Below are 12,563 nucleotides of genomic sequence, written 5' to 3'. Positions count from 1 at the left end.
ATATAGAGTAGTTCATAGAACTACTCTATTGGAAGATCCTTTATAACTCCAACTGTCAAATGCCTCATTCGAGCTCTATCATTTAAGAAGTTATTAGTTTTCGATGATTTAAGTATCTTTAACAAAGATGTGCAATCCCGTAAATTTCCACTTTTTGGGGTTACAACAATCATATGATTTTCTACTGCTGTCAGCTCTTTCGTATTTATTACCGTTGCAGCAGCTCTGAACCGATCCGATGGACTAGACGTGCGCTTAATCACCACAAAAGGTGGATTACACACAGTACCTTCGAACCTTCTCCTCTCTTTAACATCTTTGCTGTCTATTCTTCCCCAGGTCGGACAGTTTTTAGGATGAAAGTACGGGTATTCATTTCCTTCTTCAGGATCACGGTACGCAACTAAAGGACCAATACGAACATCATATTTATCAGATAACTTGAGGTATTCTGTTAACTCTTCATGCCACTGTATTTCACTTGTACTTAACTCTGAAATCGAACCAATCAATAAAAAAACATCGACATCAGTCTTGGTGTTAAAACGCCCCCAAATCTCACAGTAAGCAACTAGCTTACTATCCACAAAGTTTCTGAAGCCTTCATATCTAGAGCCAGAGCGAAGTACATCAGGCAAAATAGCGCTAACGAGGCAACCTTTAGGTAGAATTCGCAAGTACTTGTCAAAGATAACTCCAGCAGCGTTAACTTTTCCTTTTTTCCAATAGTTGTCTCGTGGTGAAGCCCAGTCAGAAAATGGAGGGTTCATGATAACATGCGTAACTTGCTTAAGTTCGTCAGCTTCAACTAACATAGCATCCTTGCACAAAATATGATTTAGCAAATTAAATGCATGTTCTATGCTGCAGTCTTTGCGGGCTCCTCGATAAAGAGCCTCCACGATTAATCTTAATTTTGTAGCTTCAATAAAGGACTCGTGGATATCAAAACCCCAAAGCACCTTGCCCCAAATTTCAAGCGTTGCAGATAACGTTGCCTTCACTTCAAGCTCGCGCGAACAAACGATGAGTAAATTCCCTGCACCACATGTAGGATCTAACACCACAGCTTCACTGTTGACCGGAATAGTAAAGCGATCCAAAGCTGTTTTAGCTAAAGTTGAACCCGTGAAAAAACTCCCAGCCTCTCGCATATCTTCTATCGTTAAGCACTTTCTCAAAACAGCGTCGATTAGGTCTAAGTCCACCATTTCGCGTAAAGCATCGGAATCCCTTGAGTTATCATCTAGCTCAAGGTAGTCACGAAGGGATAGGTTATGGGAGTTAAGTTGATTCATTTTAGATCTGCAGAAGTTATTTTCTTAAATATATCACATAGAAAATTCCAATCCTATAATTAAAAAACATAAGACACTGATATAAATGGATTATTTTTTATTCCATCGTTTGTTTTTCTGCAGGAAAAACATAGGGTTAGGATACTGGAACATGCAGTTTTAGGCTAGATATCTAGTATTTTAGCCCGCTAAAGTTTAGGTCGTACTTAGCATGTGTTGTTCGATGAACTCTTTTAAAAAATCTGCCGCTCTTTCCAATGACGTTAGAGATAAGGTGGCTTCTTGTTTTTCAAAAACATAACGCCACTCTACGAACACATTTTCAATACAACCTAACTCATCGACAAACGTTAAACCATACAGATCGCAATACTGTATGTTAATTTTGGTTTTCAGCGGCTCAGGCAATCTTTTAAACATTTCTAGAAGGGAATGACCTCGAGTACGGGCGTGAATCTTTTGCTCCCATTTTATAAGGGGGTATGGGGGCTCTGGTTTAAAATGGCGTTCGGTAGTTACATCGAAACACTTGATAAACAATTCAATTGCGAAAGACAAATTCGTGTAGTACGGAGCTCCCCGGTCTGATTCTGGAATATAGTGCGCGGCACGATAATACTTACAACCCATAAGGAAGATGTAACCATCTAAGCTTCTGTCTTTTATAACTATAGGTTTCATAGTCTCAAACTCTCCTGAGCACTACGCTTTGCTTAGGCAAGAATCATACAATGCTCAAACCATCACTTGTCACTTCAACACTGGAATTACTCTTAAGCAATTTATTACAAGTAAGCATAAAGCTTAGCTTGTGAGGGCATTAAGCCCCCACCCTACTCCAAATAAAAGACAATATCTTACAGCCACAAACACCCTTGTAATCTATAACGCTGATTAAACGACATTAAGGCACTTCTATACATCTAAGATGCATTTTTTAATATGGTACTTTCAATTGATAATCAATAGGTTAACAATCAAAAAAGTCGACCATTCGCCACATAGTGCATATCCATAAGCCGGCTTGCTGCAAGAGTCTTTTGGATGCACTAAGATTCACTTTCGGTTACAGTTTAGTATAAAAATGGCAGACTAAACCCCTTCTTTATTAACTAGAAGAGCAAGCAACTCACGTTTTACGTCATACCTTCGCGAGCCACTTAATTACGATTGGCGGAAACATTCTTGTATTGAAGGGAATCATCGCTATCAGTTGATAGATCACGCAGTTATTTAACCGCACTTCCTGCCAAACCATTGCAGCAACTGTAATCACTGTAGATAGTACCAACAATATTATTGTCATTCTTGTTCGTTCTCCATCAACATAAACATTGAGAAATTCACCCAACACAGTTACTGTATATAAAAACAGTAATTTTATTCAGCTATGTCTATCCGAAACCTTAAAGACGGCAGTAAAAAACCTTGGCTTTGTGAGTGCTACCCGCAAGGCCGAGTTGGTAAACGAGTCCGTAAACGCTTCGCGACCAAAGGTGAAGCTACTGCGTTTGAACTGCACTTAATGAAAGAGGTGGATGACAAGCCATGGCTTGGTTCGAAACCTGACCACCGCCGATTATCTGATTTAGTCGAATTGTGGTTTAGACTTCATGGCAAAAACCTAAAGTCCGGTGAACATACACGTCTTCGCCTAGAAAGCATGGTTTTAGATTTAGGTAACCCTATCGGTTCGCAGCTTAACGCGAAACAACTCGCTATATATCGTTCAAGTCGTTTCAACAAAGGCAGAGGGCAAGAACATAAAGAGCTTTCCATCTCTTCAAACAACGTGGACTTTGGTTTGCTTAAAGCAATGTTCAACAAGTTAATCAAGCTTGGTGAGTGGCAATTACCGAACCCAGTTGATGGTATTGAGGCAATCAAAAAGCCGGAATCCGAACTGGCGTTCCTGACCGAACAGGAAATTCGTCACCTGTTCGAAATAACGCAGCAAAGCCCGGTTGGCGATGAGTTAACGAAGATATATAAAGTTTGCCTAGCGACTGGTGCGCGTATCAGGGAAGCGATTTACCTGAAGGGTTCCAACCTGACGAAATACCGTATTACTTACAGCAACACCAAAGGCAAACGCAATAGAACGGTACCGATTTCTGAAGAGTTGTATAACCAAATCTATAAACCAACCAATGACCGCCTTTTCACCTGCGGTTACGGCGTAGCGTATAAATGGTTGACTAAAGCTCTACCCCATTTACCAGAAGGACAAGCGACTCACGTTTTACGTCATACTTTCGCGAGTCACTTTATGACCAATGGAGGTAACATTCTTGTATTAAAGGAAATCCTCGGCCATCAACATATCGATCACACGATGATTTACGCTCATTTTTCACCAAACCATCTAAGTGATGCGGTTAAGTTTAATCCTCTCAATACATTAAGTTAACTAGCGATTGTCCTAAAGCATCAGACGGATTTGTCGCTTTCTTGTTTGTAAGGAGTTGAACTTATTCTTCGACGAGCTTAATTCATACCAGCACCACTACTTAATATACTTCCATCTAGTTGTTTTCTCGTCACTTCCATTCAATGCATAAGTAACAACACGCCAACGAATTTTGGTTCCTTTAGGTACTAAGATATTAATGCTATTATTTGCTGTAGATAGAGCATTGAATAGAACCCACTCTTCTCCATCGGATTCTTCTACTTCCACCTTATACCCGAAATTACCACTTTGTTCCCAATTCAATTCATAAGAACTAAACTTCTTTGAAAGGTTTTTTTCAAACTCTGAGGCAAATATTCCCGGTTCTTTTGACTTCAAAGCAAAGCCTGAAATGATTTTGGACTCTACAACATCCCCCCATTTTACAGGGGAGTAGTGATCTACTAACTGAGCTGCCCACTGCTTAATTTCTGCATCATACTTATCATCTGATGAAGTAAGAATATCCACACCTATTTTTACATAATCTTTCGCAGTATTATTAAACGCAGATTGGTATGTATAGTATGCGCCTGTTGCTGCTACCATGGCAGCACTGATAACTGGGAATAATATTTTGCACCAATCGTAAAACGATGCTCTATTATTGCTGTTTTTCATTCTTAACCAATATCTCATGTACCTTCCTAGTTAATCACACTTACTGAACGACACCATTAAACGTTACGCCTCTTGATAGTCTGTCTTTATATAGTTATAAGTTAAAGCCATAGCCAGCCTAGCAACGCTACACTAACAATCCACACAAATGGCGACAAAGTGGCGACAAAGGTCAGCTTACTTCGTTATTCATAGGTCACCTTCGGATTAATGAGTTATTCACACTCTATATATAGCAAGGGATAGCAACGATTAGGAAGGTTAGGCAAGTTATTGGAACATAATAAAGCTTTATGTTCATTCCACTAACCTAAAAAGAAAAAGGAGCCAGTACGGCTCCTTCGTATTCTATCGCTAAATGTGAGTATTTACGAATTACTCAGCTTGATCTTCAGCGCGCGCTGCAGCTTCTTTGATTAGAGGCTGAAGTTCACCTTTTTGGAACATTTCTAGAATGATGTCGCAACCGCCGATAAGCTCGCCTTCAACCCATAGTTGAGGGAATGTTGGCCATTGTGCGTACTTTGGTAGCTCAGCACGGATATCTGGGTTTTGCAGAATGTCTACGTAAGCGAACTTCTCACCACATGCCATTAGAGCCTGTGACGCTTGAGAAGAGAAACCACAGCTTGGCAGTTTCGGTGATCCTTTCATGTACAGCAGGATTGAGTTTTCAGAGATCTGCTGTTTGATTTTGTCGATAGTTTCCATCGCTTCCTCATTCATGGGTTTGAACTTTGTTTATTTGCCACATTCTACTCAATAACGACAGAATAAAAACCATATAATTAATAAGGCTTAAATTCAGGTTGCTTGATGGCGAACAATTCAGCACTTCACAGCCGCTAACCCCTTAAAATATTTTCATATCGGGGTTTTAATAAAGTAAAAACTTGCTAAAATACTTAGCAAGTCAGCCTTAAAGGCTACATAGCTATAAAAAAACACTGGAAGCAATCGAAAGGTCATCCTTTCAAATCAATGGAGAATCGAGTAATGGCATTTGAACTACCAGCTCTTCCTTACGCGAAAGACGCACTAGAACCACACATCTCAGCAGAGACTCTAGACTACCACCACGGTAAGCACCACAACACATACGTTGTTAAGCTAAATGGTCTTATCCCTGGCACTGAGTTCGAAGGCAAAACTCTAGAAGAGATCATCAAGACTTCTACTGGTGGCGTATTCAACAACGCAGCGCAAATCTGGAACCACACGTTCTACTGGCACTGTCTTGCTCCAAACGCGGGCGGCGAACCAACTGGCGCAGTTGCTGACGCAATCAACGCAGCATTCGGTTCTTTCGAAGAATTCAAAGCGAAGTTTACTGATTCAGCAATCAACAACTTCGGTTCTTCATGGACTTGGCTTGTTAAGAAAGCTGACGGCTCTCTAGAGATCGTTAACACTTCTAACGCTGCTACTCCTCTAACAGAAGAAGGTACAACACCACTTCTAACTGTTGACCTGTGGGAACACGCATACTACATTGATTACCGCAACGTACGTCCTGACTACATGAACGGCTTCTGGGCACTTGTAAACTGGGACTTCGTAGCTGAGAACCTAGCGAAGTAATTTTACTTCCCCCCCTAAGTTCAATTTAGTCTTATTTTAAAAGCTCGCTGAACCAGCGAGCTTTTTATTTTTCGCTTAAAACTCCAATTTAATCTCTTCTTTTTCCTAAAGTTCTTCTCAGACACGCCGTTAAAATGGCATCGAGCGAGGAACATCATGCAAATTCATACTTTAGACAAAGCGGCAATTATTAACGAACTTCAGTTCGGCAATGGTATCAACCATGCAGTCCACGAAGGACGTCGTGCCGATTTTGCACTGATTTTGTCGATGTTTTCTAACGATGTACGCGACGTTGTACCTGTAGAGGAAATCAAAGAAGTAGCCACTAGCGATGATATACTCCGCCAACAACTTGAATTGTCAACGCCTCAAGCTCTTCGTTCTGATAGCAGCAGCTATGAGCTAGCAGCACAACAAGCAAAACAATTCCACGGTGCAGGTCTACCCTCAGCGAAACTGAGTCACTACTTGAAACCAGACGCCCTGACCTACTTGCCGGAAGATACGTTTAATCTTCCTGAAGACGTTTATCACAACCTATCCGGTCATGAGCGACGTAAATTGGGCGAGCGCAACAAAAACCTCATCCCAGATGCAGGGCTATACAATCAACTAGTGACGGCTCAACGTCAGTATCAAATTCAACTGCAAGTATAGAGATCATTGTTCAACCAACAGCTTGCAGTATCCACAGTCAGAAATGTGACGCCTTACAAATTACCGCACAATAGTCCTCATCCAAAAGCGTTAGTTTGAAGTCTTTCACACTGAGCCTTTCTAATTTCAACCATGCTAATAGCACAAACCACTGGTGTATTTTTTTCACACAGGGATACAGTGAAGGTGTTATGGATATTAAAGAATCAATTATTCTCGTCACGTCTGCAGGTTCTGTTATAGGAAGGACTTGTGCTAGTCACTTTGCTCACCTTGGAGCGACGTTGATTCTTTGTGACCAAAACTCTAGCGCTCTAAAAGCGAGCTATGAGCAGATTAGTGCCTTCACAGATAAAGTCTATGCGATGAATGTGTGCAGTGATAACACAACGTCCATTAACTTACTGTTTGATCAAATAGAATCGCAGCTGCGTGCGACACCAGACGTAATAGTCAACTGCTGGACGAGCTCTCCCATGCCAGGCTTGATGGCTCCCGAACCTATGAGTACTTACATTGATCACTTGTCTTCTGCAGCACGTTTCCTCTACACCTATGGCCAGGTGGGAGCCGAACGATTTCGCGCTAGAAATAAGAAAGGGGTAATTGTTAACGTCATTTCCCATGACAGCCATGAAGATTTAACGGGAGTCGAAAGCATGGCTGCTTTGGTGTCAGGTTTTACTCACAGTTGGGCAAAAGAGCTCACTCCATTTAATATTCGGGTGGGTGGCGTCATTCCTTCGGTAAACCATACAAGAGAAGAACTTAACGAAAGGCACTGGGCAGAGATCCAAGATGAACTGGTTCGCAATACCGCATATATCGTATCAAATGAGTATTTTAGTGGCAGAGTGGTTGCTACAGAAGTATGAATGGACAACGTGTTTGTTGCGTAAACGGATCGCTATTACTCAACTCTTTCAACAAAAAAAGCCCCAGTCAAATGACTGGGGCTTTACTTTTTCCCGGTTAAGGTTTCGTGCTAGCGAAAACCTTACTCACACGACTCTTAATTACGCGTCAGCTTTTTCTTTCTTTGCTTTAGGCGCCGCTTTCGCTGCTTCTTGGTCCGCTTTCTTCTTGATAACTGTTGTACCTTCGAAAGTTTCACCTTCAACGAATGCTTTACCGTAGTAAGAAGCCATTAACACATCTTTAAGTTCGCTAATTAGTGGGTAGCGAGGGTTCGCACCAGTACATTGGTCATCGAACGCTTCAACTGCTAGCTCATCAAGTTTCGCGATAAAGTCTGCTTCAGCTACGCCTGCCGCTTGGATAGACATTGGGATGTCTAGGTTCACTTTTAGCTCATCCAACCATGCTAGTAGACGTTCAATTTTCTGAGCAGTACGGTCACCAGCTTGGCTTAGACCTAAGTGGTCAGCAACTTCAGCGTAACGACGACGTGCTTGTGGGCGGTCGTATTGAGAGAACGCTGTTTGTTTAGTTGGGTTATCGTTCGCGTTGTAACGTACAACGTTAGAGATAAGTAGTGCGTTTGCTAGGCCATGTGGAATGTGGAACTCAGCACCTAGTTTGTGCGCCATTGAGTGACAAACACCTAGGAATGCGTTAGCAAATGCCACACCAGCGATAGTTGCGGCGTTGTGTACTTTCTCACGAGCGATTGGGTCGTTAGCGCCGTTCGCGTAGCTTGAAGGTAAGTATTCTTTTAGCATCTTAAGTGCTTGTAGAGCCTGACCATCTGAGTATTCGTTCGCAAGAACAGATACGTAAGCTTCTAGAGCGTGAGTTACTGCATCGTAACCACCAAATGCTGTTAGAGACTTAGGCATGTTCATCACTAGGTTAGCATCAACGATAGCCATGTTTGGCGTGATTTCGTAGTCAGCTAGTGGGTATTTAGCACCAGTCTTGTCGTCAGTAACAACCGCAAATGGTGTAACTTCTGAACCAGTACCTGAAGTTGTAGTGATACATACAAGCTCAGCTTTTTGACCCATTTTAGGGAACTTGTAAATACGTTTACGGATGTCCATAAAGCGCATTGCTAGTTCTTCGAAGTGAGTTTCTGGGTGCTCGTACATTACCCACATGATCTTCGCAGCATCCATTGGTGAACCACCACCTAGCGCTAGGATAACGTCTGGTTGGTAACTAGCCATTTGAGCCGCACCTTTCTCTACTACAGAAAGCGTTGGGTCAGCTTCAACATCGAAGAATGTTTGAACTTCCATGCCTTGAGCTTTAAGTAGGCTTACTACGTCATCTGCGTAACCGTTGTTGAATAGGAAACGGTCAGTTACTAAGAATGCGCGCTTCTTACCTTCTAGGTCGCCTAGAGCAATTGGAAGGCTACCACGACGGAAGTAGATTGACTTAGGTAGTTTATGCCACAACATGTTTTCAGCTCGCTTCGCTACAGTTTTCTTGTTGATTAGGTGTTTAGGACCTACGTTCTCAGAGATAGAGTTACCACCCCATGAACCACAACCTAGAGTTAGAGAAGGCGCAACGTTGAAGTTGTACAAGTCACCGATACCACCGTGAGTAGTCGGGATGTTGATTAGGATACGAGCTGTCTTCATCTTGTCACCGAAGTAACGGATACGGTCAGCGTTAGTATCTTGGTTAGTGTAAAGACCAGATGTGTGGCCGATACCACCGATCTCAACCATAGTTACCGCTTGAGCAACCGCGTCTTCGAAGTTGTCAGCACGGAATAGACCTAGAGTTGGAGATAATTTCTCGTGAGCAAATGCGTCATCGTAAGAAACTTTACCCAGACCTTCACCAACAAGAACTTTAGTATCTGCTGGAACTTTAACGCCTGCCATTTCAGCGATTGCTGCTGCTGGTTGGCCTACGATTTTCGCGTTTAGCGCGCCATCGATAAGCAGTACTTTACGAACTTTTTCCGCTTCTGCTTTGCTTAGTACGTAAGCTTTGTGAGAAGCAAAACGCTCTTTCACTTCGTCGTAAACTTCGTCAACTACGATTGCAGCCTGCTCAGAAGCACATACTACGCCGTTGTCGAAAGTCTTAGACATCAGGATAGAAGCCACTGCACGTTTGATGTCAGCAGTTTCGTCGATAACAACAGGAACGTTACCTGCACCTACACCGATTGCTGGTTTACCAGAAGAGTAAGCTGCTTTAACCATGCCTGGGCCACCAGTTGCAAGGATAAGAGCGATGTCATCGTGTTTCATTAGAGCGTTTGATAGCTCAACTGAAGGCTGGTCGATCCAACCGATGATGTCTTTTGGTGCACCTGCTGCTACCGCTGCATCTAAAACAAGTTTCGCTGCGTCGTTGGTCGAGTTTTTCGCACGTGGGTGTGGTGAGAAGATAATACCGTTACGAGTCTTCAGAGAGATTAGAGATTTGAAGATCGCTGTAGATGTTGGGTTAGTTGTTGGTACGATACCGCAGATGATACCTACAGGCTCAGCGATAGTCATAGTGCCTAGGTTGTCATCCTCTTCTAGGATGCCACACGTTTGTTCGTCTTTGTATTTGTTGTAGATAAACTCAGAAGCGAAGTGGTTCTTGATTACTTTATCTTCAACAATACCCATACCAGATTCTTCTACCGCTTGTTGCGCTAGAGGGATACGAGCTTGGTTAGCTGCAAGAGACGCTGCACGGAAGATTTTGTCTACTTGCTCTTGAGAGTAAGTAGCGAACTCTTCTTGCGCTTTCTTAACGCGAGCGACCATTGCATCTAGTTCAGCCATATTAGTTACAGGCATAGGGAATCTCCTAAAATTAACAAATATTAAAAACTTTTTACTAAGGCTATTACTTATCGTTTTTACTGTTTATCAGTCACTTAGAAAACAAACGTCTTAGTAAATTGCTTTCAGGACTGAGTATAATATTTCAGAGTGTGAAAAAAATTGACTTGGATCAGTTCTCACGACCTAAATACCACCAAAGTGGTGCTCCATCACACTAAAACGACATAACTCACTGATAAACAAATAAATTAATCTTCAATTTTTATTGAACAAAAAAGAAGCAAATAGACAAATAAATAAAAGAAACTACAACAACCTGTAAAAAAGTTTCATTTTTAGCCAACAAAATTACATGTAGGCCCAATTCCTTGTGCTACTGAGAGTATATCGAACCGAATACATCTCTCTACAAACCACCTTAGTTTTTATCAAAAGTGTGCGAATGTTAACGTTTATGTAAAACAGCACGCTTTGACAGCAACTTTATACGCAACAATTCTTTTCCAGATTAGATACAGTTTATTAAAGAATTAGTTTTTCTCACTAAAACAGTAGGAAATGCGTTAGTTTTTTTCATTTCTTCCAACCCAACTTTTGCCTTACATTACGCCCAAATTACCCCTTCGCCTTTTCACTAATGTGAACTTTAATGAGTACGCAACATGCAAACTTTTGAACTTGCTATCTTCTTGCAGTTTTTTCTTGGTTTGGTCGCCGCAGTAAACCCTGTTGGTATCATGCCTGTGTTTGTGTCACTAACCGGACATATGACACCAGACGAAAAGCGCAATACGGCAACCACAGCGAACGTGGCTGTTGCTATCATTCTGATCATTTCGCTCTTTGCTGGCCAGTTACTATTAGATATGTTCAGCATTTCTCTGGATTCGTTTCGTGTTGCAGGTGGGCTACTGCTGCTTAGCATCGCGTTCTCGATGATGAGCGGTAAACTGGGGGAAGATAAACAAAACAAACAGGAAAAATCAGAATACGTGAGTCGCGAGCAGATCGGTGTTGTTCCTCTTGCGATGCCGCTAATGGCAGGACCAGGCGCAATCAGTTCGACTATTGTTTACGGTGCACGCTACCCAAGCATGTTTGATACGGTAGGCATCAGCATTACAATTGGCTTGTTCTGTCTATGCTCGTGGCTGTTGTTCCGCTCTGCCCCACTGATCGTGCGATTTTTGGGCCAAACTGGTATCAACGTCATTACCCGTATCATGGGTTTGATATTAGGCGCATTGGGTATTGAGTTTATCGCCAATGGTTTACGCAACTTATTTCCAGGATTAGCCTGAGTTTCTATAAAATTGTATGATAGAGCGATTCAACAATGGATCGCTTTGTCATGACGACTGACTCTCTCAAACATACTCTTTATGTCACCATTTTTGGTACTCATACCAAAGCTGGTCGAACCTTCGATATTGCACTCATTATCGCGATTATCAGTTCTCTAATCGTGCTGGTATTAGACTCAATACCATCCGTACGCGCCGAGTGGGCAAAAGAGCTGAAATACTTGGAGTACACTTTTACCGGTTTATTCACTATTGAGTATTTTCTCCGGCTTTATTGCTCTCCAAAACCAGCCGCCTATGCGAAAAGCTTTTATGGCGTCGTTGATTTACTCGCGATTTTACCTACTTACTTAGCACTGTTTTTCCCTTCTGCCTCCTTTATGGGCGTAATAAGAGCACTACGAGTCATGCGAATATTCCGCATACTCAAGTTGGTCCGCTATCTTCAAGAGTCCAACATCCTCTTACGCTCTCTACTGATGGCGCGCAGAAAGATTTTTATCTTCTTTAGCTCTGTCGCCATTATGGTCACGATCTTTGGGTCACTGATTTTTGTCATTGAGGGGCCTGAAAACGGATTTACTAGCATTCCGAAAAGTATTTATTGGGCTATTGTGACCATCACAACGGTTGGATATGGTGACTTGGTACCTCAAACAGATCTCGGAAAAGGACTTGCCTCACTCACCATGTTGTTGGGTTATTCAATTTTGGCGGTCCCTACTGGTATTTTCACAGCAGAGCTTCACCAAGAAATGCAATCGCACAAAGTATTAGTGAAGTGTCCTAACTGTTCTCACGCCGGGCACGACTCTGATGCGACTTACTGTAAACACTGTGGTAGTGAGCTGGCCGATCCTGACAAACGCGTTGTTCGTGGAGAAGACGAAGCATAAAAAAGAGCTCCCTAGGGAGCTCTTTTATTTTGTCATCAAACAAA

General features: G+C 42.2%; 11 protein-coding genes. 6 read left to right on the top strand and 5 right to left on the bottom strand.

Going from position 1 to position 12,563, the window contains the following annotated elements; translation table 11 throughout:
* Nucleotides 1-20: 20 nt before the first annotated feature.
* Nucleotides 21-1,298 carry an N-6 DNA methylase gene (locus MTR11_RS20245; protein ID WP_243328274.1) on the bottom strand — a complete coding sequence of 426 codons (1,278 nt, stop codon included), beginning with the start codon at nucleotides 1,296-1,298 and terminating at the stop codon, nucleotides 21-23.
* Between the two features lie 195 nt (nucleotides 1,299-1,493).
* Nucleotides 1,494-1,979 (bottom strand): hypothetical protein, encoded by a 486-nt coding sequence (locus MTR11_RS20240; RefSeq protein WP_243328273.1) that lies wholly within the window; start codon nucleotides 1,977-1,979, stop codon nucleotides 1,494-1,496.
* Nucleotides 1,980-2,688: 709 nt separating this feature from the next.
* Here MTR11_RS20240 and MTR11_RS20235 point away from each other — a divergent pair.
* Nucleotides 2,689-3,708 (top strand): tyrosine-type recombinase/integrase, encoded by a 1,020-nt coding sequence (locus MTR11_RS20235; RefSeq protein ID WP_243328272.1) that lies wholly within the window; start codon nucleotides 2,689-2,691, stop codon nucleotides 3,706-3,708.
* A 96-nt stretch (nucleotides 3,709-3,804) separates the two neighbouring features.
* On the opposite strand, the gene MTR11_RS20230 is transcribed toward MTR11_RS20235, so the two are convergent.
* Both MTR11_RS20230 and MTR11_RS20225 read right to left on the bottom strand, forming a co-directional pair.
* The gene (locus MTR11_RS20230; RefSeq protein WP_243328271.1) at nucleotides 3,805-4,389 is read right to left on the bottom strand and encodes a hypothetical protein; all 585 of its coding nucleotides are present in this window, start codon (nucleotides 4,387-4,389) and stop codon (nucleotides 3,805-3,807) included.
* Nucleotides 4,390-4,746: 357 nt separating this feature from the next.
* On the bottom strand, nucleotides 4,747-5,082 hold the full coding sequence (locus MTR11_RS20225; RefSeq protein ID WP_017635833.1) for a Grx4 family monothiol glutaredoxin: 336 nt from the start codon (nucleotides 5,080-5,082) through the stop codon (nucleotides 4,747-4,749).
* A gap of 285 nt (nucleotides 5,083-5,367) precedes the next feature.
* Between MTR11_RS20225 and sodB the strand changes: the two genes are divergently transcribed.
* The 3 genes from sodB (at nucleotide 5,368) to MTR11_RS20210 (ending at nucleotide 7,487) form a co-directional block, all read left to right on the top strand.
* A complete protein-coding gene (gene sodB / locus MTR11_RS20220) occupies nucleotides 5,368-5,952 on the top strand; it encodes a superoxide dismutase [Fe] (RefSeq protein WP_005396533.1) in 585 nt (194 codons plus the stop codon).
* 156 nt (nucleotides 5,953-6,108) lie between these two features.
* On the top strand, nucleotides 6,109-6,612 hold the full coding sequence (locus MTR11_RS20215) for a VC2046/SO_2500 family protein (RefSeq protein ID WP_005396531.1): 504 nt from the start codon (nucleotides 6,109-6,111) through the stop codon (nucleotides 6,610-6,612).
* Nucleotides 6,613-6,803: 191 nt separating this feature from the next.
* Complete coding sequence (locus tag MTR11_RS20210) at nucleotides 6,804-7,487, top strand: SDR family oxidoreductase (protein ID WP_046874522.1); 684 nt, start codon at nucleotides 6,804-6,806, stop codon at nucleotides 7,485-7,487.
* 141 nt (nucleotides 7,488-7,628) lie between these two features.
* Here the strand turns inward: MTR11_RS20210 and adhE are convergent, their stop codons facing one another.
* Entirely contained in the window at nucleotides 7,629-10,331 is a 2,703-nt protein-coding gene (gene adhE, locus MTR11_RS20205) for a bifunctional acetaldehyde-CoA/alcohol dehydrogenase (RefSeq protein ID WP_046874521.1), read from the bottom strand.
* Nucleotides 10,332-10,981: 650 nt separating this feature from the next.
* Between adhE and MTR11_RS20200 the strand changes: the two genes are divergently transcribed.
* Entirely contained in the window at nucleotides 10,982-11,620 is a 639-nt protein-coding gene (locus MTR11_RS20200) for a YchE family NAAT transporter (protein WP_005396528.1), read from the top strand.
* 35 nt (nucleotides 11,621-11,655) lie between these two features.
* Nucleotides 11,656-12,519, top strand: a complete 864-nt coding sequence (locus tag MTR11_RS20195; protein ID WP_005396527.1) for an ion transporter — start codon at nucleotides 11,656-11,658, stop codon at nucleotides 12,517-12,519.
* Nucleotides 12,520-12,563: the final 44 nt, after the last annotated feature.

The organism is Vibrio sp. CCB-PB317, from assembly GCF_022808245.1.
Lineage (GTDB): Bacteria > Pseudomonadota > Gammaproteobacteria > Enterobacterales > Vibrionaceae > Vibrio > Vibrio diabolicus.
Note: the sequence above shows the minus strand (reverse complement) of the source record. Positions and strands in the feature narration are given on the sequence as shown.

What these genes read in the sequence shown, in the direction of transcription:
- MTR11_RS20245 (WP_243328274.1), bottom strand. Translation starts at nt 1,298, where the DNA reads ATGAATCAACTTAACTCCCATAACCTATCCCTTCGTGACTACCTTGAG.
- MTR11_RS20240 (WP_243328273.1), bottom strand. Translation starts at nt 1,979, where the DNA reads ATGAAACCTATAGTTATAAAAGACAGAAGCTTAGATGGTTACATCTTC.
- MTR11_RS20235 (WP_243328272.1), top strand. Translation starts at nt 2,689, where the DNA reads ATGTCTATCCGAAACCTTAAAGACGGCAGTAAAAAACCTTGGCTTTGT.
- MTR11_RS20230 (WP_243328271.1), bottom strand. Translation starts at nt 4,389, where the DNA reads ATGAGATATTGGTTAAGAATGAAAAACAGCAATAATAGAGCATCGTTT.
- MTR11_RS20225 (WP_017635833.1), bottom strand. Translation starts at nt 5,082, where the DNA reads ATGGAAACTATCGACAAAATCAAACAGCAGATCTCTGAAAACTCAATC.
- sodB (WP_005396533.1), top strand. Translation starts at nt 5,368, where the DNA reads ATGGCATTTGAACTACCAGCTCTTCCTTACGCGAAAGACGCACTAGAA.
- MTR11_RS20215 (WP_005396531.1), top strand. Translation starts at nt 6,109, where the DNA reads ATGCAAATTCATACTTTAGACAAAGCGGCAATTATTAACGAACTTCAG.
- MTR11_RS20210 (WP_046874522.1), top strand. Translation starts at nt 6,804, where the DNA reads ATGGATATTAAAGAATCAATTATTCTCGTCACGTCTGCAGGTTCTGTT.
- adhE (WP_046874521.1), bottom strand. Translation starts at nt 10,331, where the DNA reads ATGCCTGTAACTAATATGGCTGAACTAGATGCAATGGTCGCTCGCGTT.
- MTR11_RS20200 (WP_005396528.1), top strand. Translation starts at nt 10,982, where the DNA reads ATGCAAACTTTTGAACTTGCTATCTTCTTGCAGTTTTTTCTTGGTTTG.
- MTR11_RS20195 (WP_005396527.1), top strand. Translation starts at nt 11,656, where the DNA reads ATGGATCGCTTTGTCATGACGACTGACTCTCTCAAACATACTCTTTAT.